Source organism: Terrabacter sp. GCM10028922 (genome assembly GCF_042666095.1).
Lineage (GTDB): Bacteria > Actinomycetota > Actinomycetes > Actinomycetales > Dermatophilaceae > Terrabacter.
This window is the reverse complement of sequence record NZ_JBHTFG010000009.1, coordinates 253308-272334: the sequence shown is the minus strand read 5'-3', so window position 1 is coordinate 272334 and position 19027 is coordinate 253308. Positions and strand designations below refer to the sequence as shown.

At 72.5% G+C, this 19027-nt stretch carries 19 protein-coding genes; 8 read left to right on the top strand and 11 right to left on the bottom strand.

Annotated features, from left to right (window positions below; all coding sequences use genetic code 11):
- Positions 1-60: 60 nt before the first annotated feature.
- The 3 genes from ACFQU3_RS10115 to ACFQU3_RS10105 form a co-directional block, all read right to left on the bottom strand.
- Positions 61-420, bottom strand: coding sequence for an NADH-quinone oxidoreductase subunit A (locus ACFQU3_RS10115; RefSeq protein ID WP_188030842.1), 360 nt, complete (start codon positions 418-420; stop codon positions 61-63).
- 127 nt (positions 421-547) lie between these two features.
- A complete protein-coding gene (locus tag ACFQU3_RS10110) occupies positions 548-1867 on the bottom strand; it encodes a geranylgeranyl reductase family protein (protein ID WP_385909282.1) in 1320 nt (439 codons plus the stop codon).
- 115 nt (positions 1868-1982) lie between these two features.
- The gene (locus tag ACFQU3_RS10105; protein ID WP_385909281.1) at positions 1983-2675 is read right to left on the bottom strand and encodes a demethylmenaquinone methyltransferase; all 693 of its coding nucleotides are present in this window, start codon (positions 2673-2675) and stop codon (positions 1983-1985) included.
- Between the two features lie 140 nt (positions 2676-2815).
- On the opposite strand from ACFQU3_RS10105, the gene ACFQU3_RS10100 reads away from it, so the two are divergent.
- Positions 2816-4111, top strand: coding sequence for an isochorismate synthase MenF (locus ACFQU3_RS10100; protein WP_385909279.1), 1296 nt, complete (start codon positions 2816-2818; stop codon positions 4109-4111).
- A gap of 10 nt (positions 4112-4121) precedes the next feature.
- Positions 4122-5969: a 2-succinyl-5-enolpyruvyl-6-hydroxy-3-cyclohexene-1-carboxylic-acid synthase gene (gene menD / locus ACFQU3_RS10095; protein ID WP_385909278.1), complete on the top strand. Its 1848-nt coding sequence runs from the start codon at positions 4122-4124 to the stop codon at positions 5967-5969.
- 4 nt (positions 5970-5973) lie between these two features.
- Here the strand turns inward: menD and ACFQU3_RS10090 are convergent, their stop codons facing one another.
- From ACFQU3_RS10090 to ACFQU3_RS10075, 4 genes are all read right to left on the bottom strand, one after another.
- Positions 5974-6684 (bottom strand): 3-keto-5-aminohexanoate cleavage protein, encoded by a 711-nt coding sequence (locus tag ACFQU3_RS10090; RefSeq protein WP_385909276.1) that lies wholly within the window; start codon positions 6682-6684, stop codon positions 5974-5976.
- Positions 6685-6731: 47 nt separating this feature from the next.
- Positions 6732-7736 (bottom strand): o-succinylbenzoate synthase, encoded by a 1005-nt coding sequence (locus tag ACFQU3_RS10085; RefSeq protein WP_385909274.1) that lies wholly within the window; start codon positions 7734-7736, stop codon positions 6732-6734.
- Between the two features lie 23 nt (positions 7737-7759).
- On the bottom strand, positions 7760-8011 hold the full coding sequence (locus ACFQU3_RS10080; RefSeq protein ID WP_385909272.1) for a hypothetical protein: 252 nt from the start codon (positions 8009-8011) through the stop codon (positions 7760-7762).
- A 141-nt stretch (positions 8012-8152) separates the two neighbouring features.
- Entirely contained in the window at positions 8153-8635 is a 483-nt protein-coding gene (locus tag ACFQU3_RS10075; RefSeq protein ID WP_385909270.1) for an NUDIX domain-containing protein, read from the bottom strand.
- A gap of 36 nt (positions 8636-8671) precedes the next feature.
- Here ACFQU3_RS10075 and ACFQU3_RS10070 point away from each other — a divergent pair, with 36 nt between their 5' ends.
- The 6 genes from ACFQU3_RS10070 to ACFQU3_RS10045 all read left to right on the top strand — a co-directional run bounded on the left by ACFQU3_RS10070 (position 8672) and on the right by ACFQU3_RS10045 (position 15198).
- Positions 8672-9631: a 1,4-dihydroxy-2-naphthoyl-CoA synthase gene (locus ACFQU3_RS10070; protein ID WP_385909269.1), complete on the top strand. Its 960-nt coding sequence runs from the start codon at positions 8672-8674 to the stop codon at positions 9629-9631.
- Between the two features lie 95 nt (positions 9632-9726).
- Positions 9727-11421, top strand: coding sequence for an MFS transporter (locus ACFQU3_RS10065; protein ID WP_385909267.1), 1695 nt, complete (start codon positions 9727-9729; stop codon positions 11419-11421).
- Positions 11418-12602: an o-succinylbenzoate--CoA ligase gene (menE, locus tag ACFQU3_RS10060; RefSeq protein WP_385909265.1), complete on the top strand. Its 1185-nt coding sequence runs from the start codon at positions 11418-11420 to the stop codon at positions 12600-12602. The genes ACFQU3_RS10065 and menE overlap by 4 nt, the downstream gene beginning before the upstream one ends.
- A gap of 17 nt (positions 12603-12619) precedes the next feature.
- Complete coding sequence (locus ACFQU3_RS10055; protein ID WP_385909263.1) at positions 12620-12916, top strand: PLDc N-terminal domain-containing protein; 297 nt, start codon at positions 12620-12622, stop codon at positions 12914-12916.
- A gap of 20 nt (positions 12917-12936) precedes the next feature.
- Complete coding sequence (locus tag ACFQU3_RS10050) at positions 12937-13812, top strand: 1,4-dihydroxy-2-naphthoate polyprenyltransferase (RefSeq protein WP_385909261.1); 876 nt, start codon at positions 12937-12939, stop codon at positions 13810-13812.
- Positions 13813-13974: 162 nt separating this feature from the next.
- Positions 13975-15198: a flavin-containing monooxygenase gene (locus ACFQU3_RS10045; protein WP_385909259.1), complete on the top strand. Its 1224-nt coding sequence runs from the start codon at positions 13975-13977 to the stop codon at positions 15196-15198.
- Positions 15199-15357: 159 nt separating this feature from the next.
- Here the strand turns inward: ACFQU3_RS10045 and ACFQU3_RS10040 are convergent, their stop codons facing one another.
- From ACFQU3_RS10040 to ACFQU3_RS10025, 4 genes are read right to left on the bottom strand one after another with little or no spacing between them, the layout of a single operon-like run.
- Complete coding sequence (locus tag ACFQU3_RS10040; RefSeq protein ID WP_385909257.1) at positions 15358-15654, bottom strand: DUF4229 domain-containing protein; 297 nt, start codon at positions 15652-15654, stop codon at positions 15358-15360.
- Positions 15655-15666: 12 nt separating this feature from the next.
- Positions 15667-16665, bottom strand: coding sequence for a c-type cytochrome biogenesis protein CcsB (gene ccsB / locus ACFQU3_RS10035; RefSeq protein ID WP_385909255.1), 999 nt, complete (start codon positions 16663-16665; stop codon positions 15667-15669).
- A complete protein-coding gene (locus ACFQU3_RS10030; protein ID WP_385909254.1) occupies positions 16665-18275 on the bottom strand; it encodes a cytochrome c biogenesis protein ResB in 1611 nt (536 codons plus the stop codon). The genes ccsB and ACFQU3_RS10030 overlap by 1 nt, the downstream gene beginning before the upstream one ends.
- A 1-nt stretch (position 18276) precedes the next feature.
- The gene (locus tag ACFQU3_RS10025) at positions 18277-19020 is read right to left on the bottom strand and encodes a cytochrome c biogenesis CcdA family protein (RefSeq protein ID WP_385909252.1); all 744 of its coding nucleotides are present in this window, start codon (positions 19018-19020) and stop codon (positions 18277-18279) included.
- Positions 19021-19027: the final 7 nt, after the last annotated feature.

Here is a 19027-nt window from a genome sequence, read left to right as displayed (position 1 = left end):
ACTCCTTACCTTTCCTGACGAACCCGGTGGACGCGTGCCGCTGGTGCGGCGCTCCGGCCGTCAGTCCCACTCCAGTCCTCCGCGACGCCAGACGTACGCGTACGCGACGAACACCGTGATGATGAACAGGACCATCTCGACCAGCGCGAAGAGGCCGAGCTTGTTGAAGGCCACCGCGAACGGGTAGAGGAAGACCGACTCGATGTCGAAGATGATGAAGAGCATCGCCGTCAGGTAGTACTTGATCGGCACGCGCCCGCCGCCGGCCGCGTGGGGAGTCGGCTGGATGCCGCACTCGTAGGCCTCGAGCTTGGCGCGGTTGTAGCGCTTCGGGCCCACCACGAGCGAGGTGAAGACCGACAGCGCGGCGAACGCGAAGCCGAGCCCCAGCATGAACAGGATCGGGACGTAGGAGTTCATCCGAGGTCACGTGCCTTTCGGAGGTGCGAGACGTGCGTGGTGGGGGCATAGGTGCGCGGCGCACCCATCCTATGGGCGTCGGCGACGATTGTGCTCGGCGTCACAATGGCGCCGACGAGGGGCCCCGTCATGCGTCCGGCGCCAGTCGTGAGAGGGCGTGGATGATGCGGTCGCTCGCGCCCTTGCCGGCAGGATCGGCGAGGTTGGCCATGATCTTGAGCAGGAACGGCATGAGCTTCGTGCGGGGCAGGCCGTATCTCGTGGCGAGCCGCATGACCTCGGGGTTGCCGATGGCGTGGGCGAACCAGCGGCCCAGCGTGAAGTAGCCGCCGAGCTCGTCCTTCATCACCCTGGGGTATGCCGCGAGGAGCCGCTCGCGCCCGGCGTCGCTCGGGCGGGCCATCGCCTGGGCGACGAGCTCGGCGCCGACGCGGGCGGCCTCGAGGGCGTAGTCGATGCCCTCGCCGTTGAACGGGTTGACCATGCCGCCCGAGTCGCCGACGAGGAGCAGGCCGTCGGCGTAGAGGGGCGTGCGGTTGAAGCCCATCGGGAGGGCTGCGCCGCGGATCGGGCCGGCCGACTCGTCGTGCTCGAGGTGCCACTCGGCGTCGATGTCCTCGACCCAGCGGCGCATGACGTCCTTGTAGTCGGTCTTCTGGAACGCCGCCGTCGTGTCGAGCGTGCCGAGGCCGACGTTCGTGCGGCCGTCCTCGAGCGGGAAGAGCCAGCCGTAGCCCGGCATGAGGATGCGGTTGCCGGCGTCGTCGCGGGTCCACAGCTCGAGGTGGCTCTCGAGGTAGTCGTCGCGCCGGGGCGTCGTGTAGTACGCGCGGACGGCCACGCCCATGACGCGGTCCTCGCGCTTGGGCCGGCCGACGGCGGTGGCGAGGCGGCTCGAGACCCCGTCGCTCGCGACGACGACGGGCGCGCGGTAGGTGACGGTCTCTCCGGTCGTGCGGCCGGCGTCGTCGAGTCGCTTGGCCGAGACGCCCGTGACCCGACCGGACCCGTTGCGGACCGGCGCGGTCACGCTCGTGCGCTCGTGCAGCCGCACTCCCTTGCGCTCGGCGTGACGCGCGAGGGTCTCGTCGAGCTGGGCGCGGGTGCGCACCATGCCGTAGCCGGGGAAGGCGTCGGACTCGGGCCAGTCGAGCTGGAGCGTGTGCCCGCCGCCCTTGATGCGCAGGCCCTTCGTGCGCTGCCAGCCGGTCGTGTCGACGCCGAGGGAGATCAGCTCCTTGGTGGCGCGCGGTGTGAGGCCGTCGCCGCAGATCTTGTCGCGGGGGAAGGCCGACTTCTCGAGGAGGACGACGTCGAGACCGTGGTCCGCGAGGTACGCAGCCGTCGCGCTGCCACCCGGACCGGCACCGACGACGACGACGTCGGCCCGCTCGACGGGTGCACCGTCAACCCTCGAGGGGCTGGGCGCGACGCTCGAACTGGTCATCTCTCCCTGCAGCTTCCGGACCGCTTGTGAAGATCTTCACGAACTCTTCCGGGAGTCTATTCCCGCAATTTCACGGTTGTCAGATAAGGCATGCCTAACTCGACGTCTGCGGGAGTCAGCGCTTGGTGCCGTGGTGGAGCGCGACGATGCCGCCGGAGAGGTTGGTCCAGCCGACCTGCTGCCAGCCGGCCGCCTCGACGACGCGGGCGAGCTCGCCCTGCGGCGGCCACGCCCGGATCGACTCGGCGAGGTAGACGTACGAGTCGGGGTTGCTCGACGTGCGGCGGGCCACCGGTGGCAGGGCGCGCATCAGGTAGTTCGTGTAGACGGTGCGGAACACCTTGTTGACCGGTTGGCTGAACTCACAGACGAGCAGGCGTCCGCCCGGCTTCGTGACGCGGAGGAACTCTCGCAGGGCCGTCTCGGGCTCGGCCACGTTGCGCAGTCCGAAGCTCATCGTCACGACGTCGAAGCTCTCGTCGGCGAAGGGCAGGCTCATCGCGTCGGCCGCGGTGAACGCCATGTCGGGGCGGCGGCGCCGACCCACCCGGAGCATGCCCAGCGAGAAGTCGGCCGGCACGACGTCGATCTCCTGGTCGGCCCACGGCTCGCTCGACGTACCGGTGCCGGCGGCGATGTCGAGGATGCGCTCCCCGGGCTTCGCGTCGACCGCCTTGACGACGGCCCGCCGCCAGAGCCGGTCCTGGCCGAGGGAGAGCACGTCGTTGGTGACGTCGTACTTCTCGGCGACGGTGTCGAACATCGACGCGACGTCGACCGGCTTCTTGTCCAGGTGGGCACGGGTCATGCGCTCATCCTTCCACCCCGGAATCCCCGGAACCGACCGGTGCGAACTGCCCACTCGAGGGTCGAGTGGGCAGTTTCACCCGTGCCCGTCCCCACCACCGCGGGCGGGGCGACCGACGCGCAGCCGTAGAGTTGCACCCGATGTCCACGCTTCCCGCCTCCGAAGCGCCGTCCCCGTCCGCTGGACCGACGGTCGTCGTCCGCACGGTGCCCCTCGAGGCCGCGGACCCCCTGCTCGCCTACCTGCCCGCCGACCACCGGCACGACGACCTCGTGTCCTGGGTGCGCCGCGGCGACGGCCTCGTCGGGTGGGGCACGGCGCTGACGTTCGAGGCGAGCGGCGAGGACCGGTTCGTCCGGGCCGAGGCCTGGTGGCGCGAGGTGAGCCGCCACGCCGTCGTGCGCGACGAGGTCGAGCGACCGGGCAGCGGACTCGTGTGCTTCGGCTCGTTCCCCTTCGCGTCCGACTCCGCCGAGCCGGCCCGGCTCGTGGTGCCCTCGACGATCGTCGGACGCCGAGAGGGCCGGACCTGGCTCACCACCGTCTCGCTCGACCCCCAGTTGACCCTCCTCGAGAAGCCCTCTGTCGCAAGCGCGCCCGAGCCCCCGCGGGGTGTGGCCTTCGCCGACGGAGCCGTCTCGCCGGCCGCCTACGCGCACTCGGTCGCCGAGGCCGTCGACCGCATCGGAGCGGGCGAGGTCGACAAGGTCGTCCTCGCCCGCGACCTCGTCGCGACCGCCTCAGGTCCGATCGACCCCCGGTGGCTGCTGCGCCGCCTCGCCGAGCGCTACGAGAACACGTGGGTCTTCTCCGTCTCGGGCCTCGTCGGCGCGACACCCGAGCTGCTCGTCCGCCGCGACCAGGGCCTCATCACCTCGCGCGTGCTCGCCGGCACGATCCGCCGCACGGGCGACGACGACAAGGACCTCGCGCTCGCCGCGTCGCTGGCGCGGTCGTCGAAGGACCTCGAGGAGCACGAGTACGCCGTGCGCTCGGTCGCCGAGGCCCTGGCTCCGCACTGCTCGTCGATGAACGTGCCCGAGGCCCCGTTCGTGCTGCACCTGCCCAACGTCATGCACCTCGCGACCGACGTCGCGGCCGTCAGCGCCGACGACGCGTCGTCCCTGACGCTGGCCGCCTCGCTGCACCCTTCGGCGGCCGTCGGCGGCACGCCCACGGCGCGCGCTGTCGCGCTCATCTCCGAGCTCGAGCACATGGACCGGGGTCGCTATGCCGGGCCGGTCGGCTGGATGGACGCCCACGGCGACGGAGCCTGGGGCATCGCCCTGCGCAGCGGTGCGTACGCCCCCGACGACCCGTCGCAGCTCACCCTGTATGCCGGGTGCGGCATCGTCGCGGGCTCGGATCCGGAGTCCGAGGTCGCCGAGTCGAACGCCAAGCTCATCCCGATGCGCGACGCGCTCGCAAGCGACTGACGAGACCACGGTGACCGGTCGCCGCACGGCTCCCGAGCTCGCGCTGCGGGTCGTCCAGCAGCTGTGGCTGGCGGGCGTGCGTGACGTCGTCCTCGCACCGGGGTCGCGCTCGGCGCCCCTTGCGTTGACCCTCGACGCCGCGGACCGCGCTGGCGACCTGCGCCTGCACGTGCGCGTCGACGAGCGGTCGGCGGCCTTCCTCGCCCTCGGGCTGGTCACGGGGTCGCGTCGTCCGGTCGCGGTCGTCACGACGTCGGGCACGGCGGTCGGCAACCTGCTGCCCGCCGTCATGGAGGCGCACCACACGGGCCGGCGGCTCGTCGTCGTCAGCGCCGACCGACCGGACCGGCTGCGGGGCACGGGCGCCAACCAGACGACTGAGCAGGCCGGCATCTTCGGGACCTTCGCATCCTGTCACGACCTGACGTCCGACGCGCCGGACGACGAGCTGGGCGCCCTTGTCAGGCAAGCGTGCTCGCGACGCGGACCGACACAGATCAACGTCCAGCTCGACGGCGACCTGCTCCCCCGGGATCCCGACCCGGACACGTGGTGGCACCGCCCGGAACCTGGGGCCGGCCGCAACGATCCCGCCACGGCTGGATGGGCGAGGCGAGACGAAGCGCCCGGCCGCAACGATCCCGCCATGGCTGGATGGGCGAGGCGAGACGAAGCGCCCGGCCGCAACGATCCCGCCATGGCTGGATGGACGCGAGACGTCGACTCGGCCGGTCTGGAGCCGTCCGTGTCGGTGCCGACCGACGGTGAGGTGCTGCCCCTCGGTCCGCGCACCGTCGTCGTCGCCGGAGACGATGCCGGGCCGGCGGCCAGGTTGCTCGCGGAGGCGGCGAACTGGCCCCTGGTCGCCGAGCCCACGTCCGGCGCCCGCATCGGCCGGCAGGCGCTGCGCACCGGACGGCTGCTCCTCACGACCGACCTGCGTGGCGACATCGACCGGGTCGTCGTCGTCGGGCACCCGACGCTCTCGCGGCCCGTCACCAACCTCGTCAGCGACCCCGGCGTCGACGTGCTCTCGGTGCGCGGGCGAGACGGCGTCGCGACCGACCCCGGACGTGTCGCGCGCGTGCTCGATGTCGTGCCGCGGGTCGAGGGCCGTGACGACGCGTCGTGGTTCGACGCGTGGCGTGACGCCGACGACCGACTCTCCGCCCTCGTCGACGCGGGTCTCGCTGCTCCGGAAGGCGATCCGTCTCGAGCCCCCGGACTCGACGCGGGGGTCTCGCCGCTCGCCGTCGCTGCTGTCGTGGCAGGTGCGGTCGGCGCCGACACGACGCTCGTGGTCGGCTCGTCCAACCCCGTCCGCGACCTCGATGTCATGGCAGGGCCGTGGCCGCCGCACGAGCACCGCTTCGTCGTCGGCAACCGCGGACTCGCCGGCATCGACGGCATGGTGTCGACGGCCGTCGGCATCGCGCTGGGCCGCCCACGCGCGGCACGGACCATCGCCTACCTCGGCGACCTGACGTTCCTGCACGACACGAACGGTCTCCTCATGGGCCGAGGGGAGCGACGACCCGACCTCACCCTCGTCGTCCTCAACGACGACGGCGGCGCGATCTTCAGCGCGCTCGAGCAGGGCGACCGCCGCTATGCGAGCGCCTTCGAACGGGTCTTCGGGACGCCGCACGGCACCGACCTCGAGGCGCTGTGCGCGGCGCACCACACGGCATACGAACGCGTGGACGACCTCGATCGGCTTCGCGGAGCGCTTGACGAGCCATCTTCGGGCACAAGGGTTCTCGAGGTTCGGGTGTCCCGTGCCGACCGGCGCGAGGAAGCCGCGTGGCTGCGCGGCCTCGCGCAGCAGGTCGTGCCGCACCGCGACGAGCAGCGCTGACCCCCTACAGCGGGTCAGGCACCGGCCACTGCGACGGCGTGCCCGGCCCGGATCGGACCGCGGCCGCGACGAGCTCGACGTTGTCGCGGGCTTCCTTCCCGGTCGGCAGCACGAGGGTGTCCTCGAGGCCGATGCGCACGTCGTAGCCGCCGGCCTGGGCCCAGCGGAGCACCGGCCACGTCCACCGTTCCTCTCCATGGACCAGGATCGGGGCCGCCGACATACCGAGCGCCGCGAGGATCCGCTCCGCCGCCCACGGGCCGTCGGAGCCGGGTGTCACGCCGGGGATCAGCTCGACGAGCACCCGCTCGACCTGCCAGGGCCAGCTCGTGGCGACGAACCGGCTCGCTGCACGCGGGGTCCAGATGCCGGCCTCGACACCGATTCCTTTGTCGCGCGAGGCTCCCGCTACCTCCAACGCACCCTGCTCGTGCCAGTTGACGCTGGCGCAGTCCGGGCCGCCGAGCTCGGGCGACGGCCACTCCGAGACGTGGGCCAGCTTGCGTCGGGCGGTGTCGACGATGCCGTCGCGGGTCGAGACGCTGACGCGCAGGCCGGGCGTCGCCGCGCGGACCGCGAGGACGGCGTCGACGACGTGGCGGGTCTCGAAGGTCTCGCGGCCCGAGTCGTCACGCGGGTGGACATGCACCATGAACGCGCCGGCTGCGACGGCATCGGCCGCCGCCCCGGCGAGCTCGCCGGGGGTGACCGGCACGCGACGGTGCTGCCCCCGGCTGCGGTCGCCGTTGAGGCACGCCACGATCACCGCGTGCCTCCGCTCGCGAGCAGCGCGTGGCAGCGGACGAGCCGGTCGCGCCACCACTGCCGGCGGTCGGCCGGGGCGGCCAGGGCAGCGAGTGCCTCCGGGTCGGGCGCGGCCCGCCCGATCGGCAGCAGGCCCGCCGTCGGGCGCAGGGGGGTCGCCGAGACGTCGCGCTCGAAGAGGCCGACCGTGCCCAGACCGCACGCGTGGTCCAGGGTCGGCAGGGCTGCGGCGAGAGCGACCCCGGCAGCGATGCCGACGCTCGTGTCGAGGGCGGACGACACGACGGCCGGGAGACCACACGCCTCGACGATCTCGAGGGCGCGCGCCACGCCCCCGAGAGGTGCCACCTTGACGACGACGACGTCAGCCGCCCCGAGGCGCGCCACCCGGAGCGGGTCTTCCGCCTTGCGGATCGACTCGTCGGCCGCGATGAGGACGTCAGTGCCCCTGCGTACGAGGGACGTTCGCAGCTCGACGAGCTCCTCGACCGTGGCGCAGGGCTGCTCGGCGTACTCGAGGTCGTAGGCCGCGAGCAGCGTCAGCGCGTCGGCGGCGGACTCCACGTCCCACGCACCGTTGGCATCGACCCGGACGCGGGCGGACGGCCCCATGGCGGCGCGGACGGCGGCGACGCGGTCGATGTCGTCACGGAGCGTCTGCCCGCGCTCCGCGACCTTGACCTTGGCCGTGGTGCAGCCGTCGAACCGGGCCAGGACGTCCGGCACCCGCCCGACCGGGACGGCCGGGACCGTGGCGTTCACGGGGACGGCGTCGCGCACGGGAGCCGGCCAGGCGGCATACGCGGCCTCGATCGCGGCGTCCAGCCAACGCGCGGACTCGTCGTCGGCGTACTCGACGAAGGGTGCGAACTCCCCCCAGCCCGAAGGGCCGTCGAGGAGCAGGACCTCACGCACGTCGACCCCGCGGAACCGCACCCGCATGGGCAACGCGACGACATGCGCCCGGTCGAGCAGCTCGTCGGCGCTGGGCAGGGGCGTCATACCCCCATCATCACCGACGTCGGTCAGCGAACGGGGAAGGCCTCGTGGCGGTCACGTGTCGGGTCGGGCTGGGACGTGACCGGTGGGGTGCTGACCGCACCCGGCTGGTGACGTCGGTCGTCACGAGTGCGACCGTGGCAGCCGACCGTGCGGCGACCGGAGTGCGGCAGCACCCACAGGAGGGCGAAGAGCCACCAGAAGCCGTGGCCCGCCGAACCGAGGGCGATCGCGATGAGCACGACGCCGGCGATGATGAAGGTGCGAGGCGAGAACACGTCGATCTCCTCCGTCGGGGGACCGGTCGGTCCCGTCCCCTCGACGGTAGGCCGCCGGCGCGTCCGCCCGCCCCGACCTCTGTCAGGACCTGCCCCTGACAGATGTCATGGGCACAGTCACTGGCGCGGTCATGGGCGCGGTCACCGGCCGAGGCGGACGTCGCCGGGGTTGTCCACCGCGGCCGCGATTCGGTCGCGATGCAGCTGCGACATCTCCGGCAGCCCGTCGAGCGGGAACCACCCCGCGTCCGTCGACTCGTCGTCACCGGGCCGCGGGCTGCCCGACACCCAGCGGCACCGGAACGTGTGGTCGAGGTACTGCGCGAGGTCACCGTTGGTGTGCGTGACGACGCCCGTGGCACTCACCCACACGAGCCGCTCGACCTCGGCGACGACGCTGGCCTCCTCCTCGACCTCGCGCACGGCCGTCACGTGCGGGTGCTCCCCGGGGTCGACGATCCCGGTCACCGGCGTCCATGCCCCGTTGTCGGAGCGCTTGACCAGCAGCACCTCGTCAGCGCCCGCGGCCCCCGGACGCAGCACGACCGCCGTGACGCCCGGCATCCACAGCAGCTCACGACCCACCATCGAACGCAGGTGGGCGACGTAGGGAGGGATCGGCATACGGCCGACCCTAACCCCGCCGATAGGGTCGGGCTCGTGAGCAGCGAGACCAGTCCTGGCGCCGTGTCCGAGGTCTTCGACCCGAGCCAGTGGGAGGCGGTCGAGGGCTTCGAGCTCACCGACCTCACCTACCACCGCCGCCGGCCGGTGCCCGGTCGAGCCCACGCCGAGTCGGGCGTCGTGCGCATCGCGTTCGACCGGCCCGAGGTGCTCAACGCCTTCCGGCCGCACACGGTCGACGAGCTCTACCGCGCCCTCGACCACGCCCGCATGACCCCTGACGTGGGTGTCGTGCTCCTCACCGGCAACGGCCCGAGCCCCAAGGACGGCAAGTGGGCCTTCTGCTCGGGCGGGGACCAGCGCATCCGCGGCCGCTCGGGCTACCAGTACGCCGTCGGCGAGACCGCCGAGACGGTCGACGAGGCGCGGGTCAAGGCCCAGGGCGGGCGCCTGCACATCCTCGAGGTGCAGCGGCTCATCCGGACGATGCCCAAGATCGTCGTGGCCGTCGTGAACGGCTGGGCGGCAGGTGGCGGTCACTCGCTCCACGTCGTGTGCGACCTGACCATCGCGAGCCGTGAGCACGCCCGCTTCAAGCAGACCGACGCCGACGTGGGCTCGTTCGACGCCGGCTACGGCAGCGCCTACCTCGCCAAGATGGTCGGGCAGAAGTTCGCACGCGAGATCTTCTTCCTCGGCCGCACCTACTCCGCCGAGGACATGCACCGGATGGGCGCGGTCAACATCGTCGCCGACCACGCGGACCTGGAGAAGGAGGCGCTTCAGGTCGCGTCGGAGATCATGGGCAAGAGCCCGCAGGCGCAGCGGATGCTGAAGTTCGCCTTCAACCTCACGGACGACGGCCTCATGGGCCAGCAGGTCTTCGCCGGCGAGGCGACACGCCTGGCCTACATGACCGACGAGGCCGTCGAGGGGCGCGACCAGTTCCTCGAGAAGCGCGACCCGGACTGGTCACCGTTCCCCTGGTACTTCTGACCCGGGCCGTACTTCCGACCGCACCGCCCAGAGGACTGCCCCACCGTCCCGGCGCCGCACGCACGCGCGTCACCCGGACAGTGCAGGATGATGGGGTGGACCCGAGCGACGACCGCCGCAGCAGTGCCGGCCGTCCTGCGCCCGGGACCACCGAGCCGGACACGTCCGGCGTGCCCGAGGGTGGTCGCCCCGCCGGCTACCGGCAGCCGCCGCGGACGACGGCGGCGAACGGGGCGCGGGCCCTGGGACGCGGCCTCGGGCGGGTCGCGTCCGGCACGGCCCGGCTGACCACGCGCACCGGCCGCTTCGCCGCAGCGAAGGCCCACGCGTACACCCACTCCGGTGGCGCCGGCGAGACGGGGCTGGCCCGTGTCACCGAGCTGCACGCGAGCCACACCGCCGGCGACACGATCATGACGCTGGCCCTCGCCGGCACCCTCTTCTTCAACCCGCAGACCGCCCAGGCGCGCAGTGCCGTCGCGACCTTCCTGCTGCTGACGATGGTCCCGTTCGTCCTCGTCGCGCCGCTCATCGGGCCGCTGCTCGACCGGTTCTCCCACGGCCGCCGCTGGGCCATCGGCACGACCCTCGCGCTGCGCGGGTTCCTCTGCTGGGTCCTCGGCGAGGCGATCAACACCGAGAGCAGCTGGCTCTTCCCGGCAGCCCTCGGCTGCCTCGTGGCCTCCCGCGCCTACACGATCACCCGCGCGGCTGCCGTGCCTCGCCTCCTGCCACCCCGCACGACCCTCGTCAGGGCGAACTCCCGTGTCTCGATGGCGGGCATCGTGGGGGCGGTCCTCGGCGGGATCCTCGGCGGCGTCGCCATGCTCGCCGGGCCGTCGTGGGCCCTGCGCGTCGCCTTCGTCGTCTTCGTCTTCGGCACCGTCCAGGCGATCCGGCTGCCGTCGCGAGTGGACTCATCGGCGGGCGAGGTGTCGATCGAGGACACGAGTCCCATCACGGTCCGCGGCGCCCGCAACGCGGGCGCTGGCGGCACGGGAGGCAGGGGCGGCACGGGCGGCACGAGCGGCACTGACCCGACTGCGGGTGACCGGGGGCGCGGCGAGCGTCCGGTGCGGGCGTCCTCGCTGCGCGGCACCCAACGCGGCTGGACCGCTGGGCCGGTGCCCCGGCATACGCCTTCAGGCAGTGAGGCCCTCACCGTCGACTCGTCGGGCCCGCTCGGTCGCTTCCGTCGGAGGCGGCAGGCCATCCCGTGGCCGGTGATGCACGCGATGTGGTCGACGGGCGGCACGCGGGTGCTGACCGGCTTCCTCATCATGTTCATGGCGTTCCTCGCCAAGGAGCACCCCATCGACGGCCTGCGCGGCGAGCTCGTCCTGGCCTTCATCGCTGTGGGCATCGGCGTCGGCAACGGCCTGGGCAGCATCGCGGGCAACGTCGTGCGCGACCAGCGGCCCGAGCGCATCGCGATGGTGTCGGTGCTCGCCGCCACGCTGTGCTGCATCGCGACGGGGATCTGGTACGGCGTGTGGACCCTCGTGCTGCTCGGTCTCGTGCAGGGCATGTCGGCGCAGCTCGCCAAACTGTGCTTCGACGCCCTGGTGCAGCGGGAGGTCCCGGAGAACGTCCGCACGTCGGTGTTCGCGTGGTCCGAGACGATGCTCCAGGTGCTGTGGGTCGTCGGCGGCGCACTGGGCATCGTCCTGCCGCTCAACCCCTACATCGGCTTTCCCGTGTGCGCCGTCGCGCTCGTGTGGACCGTCGTCATGGCGGCCCGCCACCGCCGACGTGCCGTTCCGGCACCGAGCCCGAGGCGGGCCGCATGAGTGGGACGTCCCCTCGGCCGCTCGCCGTGCCGGCCGGGCCTGCGGTGCTCGACGTCCTGCCCGCCCTGGAGGCGGCGCTGTCCGGGCGCGCGCCCGTGCTGCCGTATGCCGCCGGCGACCCGGAGCCGTCGGTGCCGTCCCACGACCCCGACGGCCTGCCCGACGGGCTCGCCCTCGTCATCGGCACGTCCGGCTCCACGGGCCGTCCCAAGCGGGCGCTGCTCACGGCCGAGGCGCTCGAGCGGTCCGCGTGGGCGACGCACCAGGTGCTCGGCGGGAGCGGCGGGTGGCTGCTCGCGATGCCGGCCCACCACATCGCCGGTCTGCAGGTGCTGGTGCGTTCGCTCGCCTCCGGCGTCACGCCCGCGGTGCTCGACCTGCGCGACGGCTTCAGCGCCGAGGCGTTCGCCGCGGCCTCCGCGATGGTGCGCACGAGCAGCGCAGCACCGCGCCGCTACACGGCGATCGTGCCGACCCAGCTCGCGCGCCTCGTGGACGACGCCCTCGGACGAGAGGCCCTGCTCGGCTTCGACGGCGTGCTCGTGGGGGGCGCCGCGACGCCACCCGCGCTCGTCGAGCGGGCCCTCGACCTCGGTGTCCGGCTGAGCCTGACGTACGGCATGAGCGAGACGGCCGGTGGTTGCGTCTACGACGGCGTCCCGCTGCCCGTGAGCCGGGTCCACGTCGACAACGACCGGCACGTCGTCCTCGGCGGCGACACCGTCGCCCATGGCTACCTCGGCGAGACGGCGCCGAGCCGCGACGCCTTCAGCGTCGACCCTGACGGCGTGCGGTGGTTCCGCACCGACGACCTCGGCCACTTCGACGACGACGGCCTGCTGGTCATCGACGGCCGCGCCGACGACGTCATCAACAGCGGCGGCCTCAAGATCAACCCCGGCGTCGTCGAGGACGCCCTGACCCGCCATCTCGACGACGTCCTCGACGTCGTCGTGCTCGGACTGCCCGACCCAGAGTGGGGCGAGGCCGTCTGTGCCGCAGTCACGCTCGTCGACCCGGCCGGCCACCTGACCACCCGCGAGGTGCGCGACCGGCTGCGCGGCATCCTTCCCGACGCGGCACTGCCCCGGCGGGTGCTCGTCCTCACCGCGATCCCGCAGCGCGGGCCGGGCAAACCCGACCGGGCGGCGATCCGCAGAGCGGTGCAGGGCCTCGGCTGAGCGGTGGCAAGATAGGGGTGTCCCGTCCCGTCGCCGACAAGGAGACCGCCGTGCTGCGCGTCGTGTTCGCCGCCCTGGTGGTCTTCGCGACGATCTACGCGTTCGTCGACTGCGTGCAGACCGACCGGCGACTCGTGCGCATCATGCCGAAGCCCGTGTGGCTCCTCGCCGTCCTCGTGCCCGTCATCGGGCCGATCTTCTGGCTGGTGGCCGGTCGCACCGACGCGCGGGGCGGTCCCGCGCCGCGCGGGCCGGGCCGCCCGCCCGGGCCCCGTGGCCCCGACGACGACCCCGACTTCCTCCGCAAGCTCTAGAAGGGCTCCCCCAGAACTCCATGGCCACCCTGTCCCAGTGGTTCGAGGGCGCCCGCCCCCGCACGCTCCCCGCCGCCGTCTCGCCGATCCTCGTCGGCACGGGTGCCGCCTACCAGACCGGTCACGTCGTCTGGGCGTATGCCGTCCTCGCCCTCGTCGTGGCCCTCGCCCTCCAGGTCGGCGTCAACTACGCGAACGACTACTCCGACGGCATCCGCGGCACCGACGAGGTCCGCGTCGGGCCGGTCCGCCTCGTCGGCCAGCGGCTCGCCGCGCCCCGCTCGGTCAAGATAGCGGCCTTCGCCTGCTTCTTCTTTGCCGGGCTCATGGGCCTGGCCCTGGTCGGGCTCTCCGGCCTCTGGGTGATGATCCCGATCGGGGCGGCCGCCATCGTGGCGGCCTGGTACTACACCGGCGGTTCGCGGCCCTATGGCTACCTCGGCCTGGGTGAGGTGTTCGTCTTCGTCTTCTTCGGGCTCGTCGCGACGCTCGGCACCATGGCGACGATGACCCCGCCGACGTCCGCAGGCTGGTGGGGCGCGGTGGGTGTGGGAGCCCTCGCCTCGGCGATCCTCGTCGCCAACAACCTGCGCGACATCCCGACCGACCGCGAGCACGGCAAGCGCACGCTCGCCGTCCGGATGGGCGAGAACGGCACGCGGATCTTCTACGTGGCGCTCGTCGCCGTCGCGTTCGTCATGACGGGCCTTGCCTCCTTCACGTCGCCGTGGGCGCTCCTCGCCGTCCTCGCGGCTCCACTGGTCGTGCGTCCGATGCAGGCGGTCGTCGGCGGTGCGTCGGGTCCGGGCCTCATCCCGGCGCTGGCGGGCACGGGCCGGTTCCAGCTCGTGTGGTCGCTGCTGCTGGCGCTCGGCCTCGCGGTCGGCCGCGCCTGACCTGACTGCCCGTGACCCCGGCCCGCGTCGGGTCGAGGTGTCGCGTCGCGACCCGGCGCGACGGCACACCTCGAACGGCCGGGAGAACCGTGCGTCGCCGTTTCGCTGACGCGAGCGAGCCACCGGTGCCACGGTGGTGTCCACCGTCTCGAAGGGGTCAGCGTGCCCGAGGACATCGACGTCGTCATCATCGGGGCCGGTCAGGCCGGTCTCGCCACGAGCCACGAGCTCGGCCGGCACGGCATCGAGCACGTCGTCCTCGAGTCGACGGTGCCGGGATCGTCGTGGCTCGGCCGGTGGGACAGCTTCACCCTGGTCGGTCCCAACCACACGGTACGACTGCCCGGCGCGCCATATGCCGGCGCCGACCCCAGCGGGTTCATGTCGCGCACCGAGATCGCCGACCACCTCCAGGCGTATGCCGGCCGGCTCGGTCGGGTGCGCGAGGGCGTGCCGGTGCGTGCGCTCGTCCCGCGCGAACGCGGTGGCTTCGACCTGCGCACCGACGGGGACACGGTCCGAAGCCGCCTCGTCGTCGCGGCGACGGGCGCGTACCAGAAGCCGCACGTGCCGCCGGCCCTGGCGGGGCTCTCACGCGAGATCCTGTGCGTCGACGTGCAGCACTACCGCAACCCGGGCGCCCTGCCCGAGGGTGCGGTGCTCGTCGTCGGCAGCGGCCAGAGCGCCTGCCAGATCGCGGAGGAGCTCGTGCTCTCCGGACGCGACGTCGTCATGGCCTGCGGACGCGCGCCCTGGTTCCTGCGGCGGGTCGGTGACCGCGACCTGTTCGAGTGGATGCTCGACACGCAGTTCTTCGAGCAGACCGTCGACCAGCTGCCCAGCCCCGCCGCCCGGCACGGCGCGAACCCCCAGGCGAGCGGCGCCGGCGGCGGCCACGACCTGCACTACCGCACGCTCGCCGCGCTCGGCGTTCGCCTCGTGGGGCACCTCGGGGACGTTGACGGCCACACGGCGCGGTTCGCTCCGGACCTTCCGGAGATCATCGCCGCGGGCGACGCCGGTTTCGAGTTCATCGGCCGGCTCGTCGTCGAGTGCTGCACACGCACGGGCCGGCCGGTGCCCGACATCCCCGAGCCCGGGGCGCTCGACACGACCGCGCCGACCGAGGTCGACCTCCGAGGCTTCGGCGCCGTCGTCGTCGCGGCAGGGTTCCGGTCCCGCTACACCGAGTGGATCGACGTGCCGGGACTCGTCGACGAACAGGGCTTCCCGGTCCACGTCGACGGTGAGAGCACGGTCGCTCCCGACCTGCACTTCGTGGGCGTGCACTTCCTGCGGCGCCGCCGGTCCTCGCTGCTCTTCGGCGTCGGCGACGACGCCGCGGCGACGGCCCAGCGCATCGCCTCCCGGCTCGCCCCCACCTGACTCACCCCCGCACCCCCCGTCGAGTGGGCACTTTCACCCGCCGCGCCCCGGTGCGAACTGCCCACTCGACTCAGGGGGTCTCGCTCGAGTGGGCACTTTGACCCGCCCCCGCCCCGGTGCGAACTGCCCAGTCGACTGGGCGGGGAGGCTGGGTGTGGGTCAGCGGTCGGCGTTGCGGGGGTCGTCGGCCCGATCGATCTCGGCGTCCTCGGCGGCCTCGTCGCTGTCGGGGTCGGGACCGGACGTCTGCTGCGCCTCGAGCTTCGCCTCGTGGCGCTCGAGGAGCTTGGCCGTGATCTCGTCGCGCATGCCGCGCAGCAGGATGTAGGACGCCGCGGCGGACGCGAGAGCGGAGGCCCCGAGCAGCAGCAGGGTGTTGTCGCGCAGGCCGATGAGCCAGAAGAGGAAGACGAACCCGAAGAAGATCAGGATGCGCAGCAGGGAGTAGCGGACCACGTCAGACGACCCTCACATGCCCGAGTAGTTGTGCATGCCGACGAACGTCGACACGAGGTTGACGAGCGTGAAGTTGACGATGACGCAGACGTAGCCGGCGAGCGCGATGTACATCGACTTGCGGTGGTCGACGCCCGCGGTGGCCCGTCCGTGCATGTAGGCCGCGAACACCGTCCAGATGACGAAGGTCCACACCTCCTTGGGGTCCCACTGCCAGTAGGCACCCCACGCCTGCTTGGCCCAGATCGCGCCCGCGATGAGCGTGAACGTCCACAGGATGAAGGCGACCATGTTGAGGCTGTATGCCGTGCGCTCGAGTGCCGCCGACGAGGGCAGGGACTCGATGAAGCTCGGCTTCGCGGGTGGCGTCTCCTCGCGGCGTCGGCGCACGAGGTAGAGCAGCCCGATCGCGAAGGCGAGCGTGAAGAAGGCGACGGCGAGGAAGGCCACCGAGACGTGGATGCCGAGCCAGTACGACTTGAGGGCCGGCATGAGCTCGCCGGCCTCGGTGTAGAGCACGGCGAGCGAGAGCCCGAGCACGAGCAGGATCGGCGTGACGATGAAGACGCCGAGCCACTGCCACCCGTTGCGCTTGGCGAGCAGGCTGTAGGCCGCCCCGACCGCGGCGGCTGCCGCGGTCGCGAACTCGAACATGTTGCCCCATGGGGGACGCTCCACGGCGAGGCCGCGCATGACGACGGACGCGACGAGCAGGGCCGACGCGAGGTAGGCGAGCATAAGCGCGATGTTGCCGCGCTGGCGGCTCTGGAGGCTCTCCTCGAAGCCCGGCCCGGCGGCATACGGCGTGGCGGGCCGGCGCTCCGACGGGTGTGGACCCCCGGCGCCGACGAGGACGTCCTCGCGCTCGGTCGCGTCGGCGGTGACCTTGGACTCGGCGACCTTCGGCGCCCGGGCGGCGAGGTGCCATGCGAAGGCGAGCATGGCGAGCGTGTAGACGATCATCGACGCGTAGAGCGCGGCGTTGGCGTTGGCAGCGAGCGTGGTGGGCACTAGCGGTCGGTCCGTTCTGCAAGGCGGTCGGGCACGGCGGTGGCGATCGCGGAGATGATCGCGGCGAGCCCGGGGTCGGAGTCCTTCGAGAGGCCACCGATGGTGACCACGGTAGCCGGTCGGCCGTCGGCCCCCACAGTCTCGGGGGCCGGGGTGACGCGCACGAAGACGCGGCGGCGCTTGATGGTCAGGCCGAGGATGAGGCCGAGGGTCGCGAGGATGGCGCTGACCAGGCTGACCGGCGCACCGGGATCGGTGCGGACCGAGAGGCCGGCGAACCGCTTGACGGTGTCGAAGGTGATCGACCCGCGGTCGCCGGGCAGCTGGTAGGTCTGGCCGGGCTTGAGGCGGATGAGGGCGGGCGAGCCGTCGGCCTTGGCGACCTGCTTCATCTCGTCGGTGTTGAGCGTGTAGACCGACTGCGGTGCGCCGCCCGGGAAGAGGTTGCCCTCCCAGACCGACAGGGCGAGCTCTGGGTTCTTCGTGTCGGGGTAGAGCGAGACCGGTCCGTCCTGGAAGGTCGGCTCGGCGGTCGGCAGGAAGAAGCCGGTGAAGCCGAGCTGCTTCGGCGCGGCCGCCGGGACCTTGACGACGCCGACCGAGCGGTAGTTGCCGTCCTGGGGCAGGAACGGGGTGGCCTCGCGGTAGAGGACCGTGCCGGTCCCGTCGCGGACCGTGATGACGGGTGTGTAGCCGTTGCCGAGCAGGAAGATGTCGGCGCCGTCGACGGTGATCGGGTGGTTGACCGACACGGTCTCCCGACTGACCGGCGAATCCGGGTCGCGCTGCACCGTCGTCTGGGCGTCGAAGAGGCGGGGTGTGCCGAAGGACCGGCCGGGCGTCTCGTTGAACTCGACGTCGAGCTTGTCGAGCGAGAGCACGAACGGCGGGAGCGTCTCGGTGTCGACCCACGGCCCGGGCGAGATCGTGTTGTAGGTGCCCGCGGACGACGCGAACTTGTCCCCCTCGGCGAGGATGATGTCGCCGCGCCAGCCGAGGAGGTGGCCGACGGCCATGCCCACGATGATGCCGGTCAGGGCGAGGTGGAAGAGCAGGTTGCCGGTCTCGCGGAGATGCCCCGACTCCCCCGAGAGACTCGTCGCGTCGTGCGAGTGCAGCCGGAAACGCTTGCGCCGCAGGACGTCCCGGGCCGCGTCGAGCGCCTCGTCGGGAGTCAGCGACGTCGTGACCTCGGCGTGCTCGTCGAGGCGGTGCAGCCGGGCGGGGGCGCGCGGTGGCCGCGCGCGCAGGGCGGCGACGTGCACCTTGGTGCGCGGCACGATGCACCCGACGAGCGAGACGAAGAGCAGCAGGTAGATCGCCGAGAACCACACCGACGCGTATACGTCGAAGAAGCCGAGGCGGTCGAGCCACGGGCTCGTCGTGGGGTTCTGCGCGATGTAGTCGGCGACGCGGCCTGCGTCGATGTTGCGCTGCGGGAAGATCGAGCCGGGCACGGCGGCGATCGACAGCAGCAGGAGCAGAAAGAGCGCCGTGCGCATGCTCGTCAGCTGGCGCCAGCCCCACCGCAGCAGGCCGAGCGGGCCGAGCTCGGGCAGGGCCGGCTCGGGTCGTTGCGCCTTCGGCAGCACCTCGGTGTCCGTCGCCATGTCAGATCGCCACCTGGAAGCCGTTGACGAGCTGGACCTGGACCCACACGACGACCGTCTCCCAGACGCCGGTCAGCATGAGCAGACCCACGACGACGAGAAGCAGCCCGCCGACGGTCTGGAGCGCGCGGCGGTGGCGGCGCAGCCAGTCGCTCGCGCGCCCGGCCCGCTCCCAGAGCGCGGCCATGAGCACGAACGGCAGGCCGAGCCCGATCGAGTAGATCGCGGCCAGGACGAGCCCCCGCCCGATCGAGCCGGACTGCGCCGAGATCGGGGCGGCCATCGCCTGGATCGCGCCGAGCGTCGGGCCCATGCACGGCGACCAGCCCACCGCGAACGCGGCGCCGAGCAGCGGTGCGCCTGCGAGACCTGCGCGCGGTCGCCAGCTCACCGGGACGGCATACGAGCGTCCGACGCCGAGGAAGAGCACGCCCATGACGAGCACGACCGCGCCGCCGACCCTGAGGAGGATGCTCTGGTGCTCGCGGAAGGCGAGCCCGACGGCCGACACCGCCGCGGCTGCGACGAGGAAGACCGCCGTGAAGCCGAGGACGAAGAGCAGGGCACCGAGCACGAGCCGACCCCGCGAGCGCTGCTCGAGCGAGGTGTCGGACAGGCCGGTCACGTAGCCGAGGAAGCCGGGCACGAGCGGCAGCACGCACGGCGACGCGAACGAGACGAACCCGGCCGCGAGCGCGACGACCGCGGCGACGAGGAGCGACCCGGAGGCGAGCTCGGCACCCACGCGGGCC

What these genes read in the sequence shown, in the direction of transcription:
- ACFQU3_RS10115 (WP_188030842.1), bottom strand. Translation starts at nt 420, where the DNA reads ATGAACTCCTACGTCCCGATCCTGTTCATGCTGGGGCTCGGCTTCGCG.
- ACFQU3_RS10110 (WP_385909282.1), bottom strand. Translation starts at nt 1,867, where the DNA reads ATGACCAGTTCGAGCGTCGCGCCCAGCCCCTCGAGGGTTGACGGTGCA.
- ACFQU3_RS10105 (WP_385909281.1), bottom strand. Translation starts at nt 2,675, where the DNA reads ATGACCCGTGCCCACCTGGACAAGAAGCCGGTCGACGTCGCGTCGATG.
- ACFQU3_RS10100 (WP_385909279.1), top strand. Translation starts at nt 2,816, where the DNA reads ATGTCCACGCTTCCCGCCTCCGAAGCGCCGTCCCCGTCCGCTGGACCG.
- ACFQU3_RS10085 (WP_385909274.1), bottom strand. Translation starts at nt 7,736, where the DNA reads ATGACGCCCCTGCCCAGCGCCGACGAGCTGCTCGACCGGGCGCATGTC.
- ACFQU3_RS10075 (WP_385909270.1), bottom strand. Translation starts at nt 8,635, where the DNA reads ATGCCGATCCCTCCCTACGTCGCCCACCTGCGTTCGATGGTGGGTCGT.
- menE (WP_385909265.1), top strand. Translation starts at nt 11,418, where the DNA reads ATGAGTGGGACGTCCCCTCGGCCGCTCGCCGTGCCGGCCGGGCCTGCG.
- ACFQU3_RS10050 (WP_385909261.1), top strand. Translation starts at nt 12,937, where the DNA reads ATGGCCACCCTGTCCCAGTGGTTCGAGGGCGCCCGCCCCCGCACGCTC.
- ACFQU3_RS10030 (WP_385909254.1), bottom strand. Translation starts at nt 18,275, where the DNA reads ATGGCGACGGACACCGAGGTGCTGCCGAAGGCGCAACGACCCGAGCCG.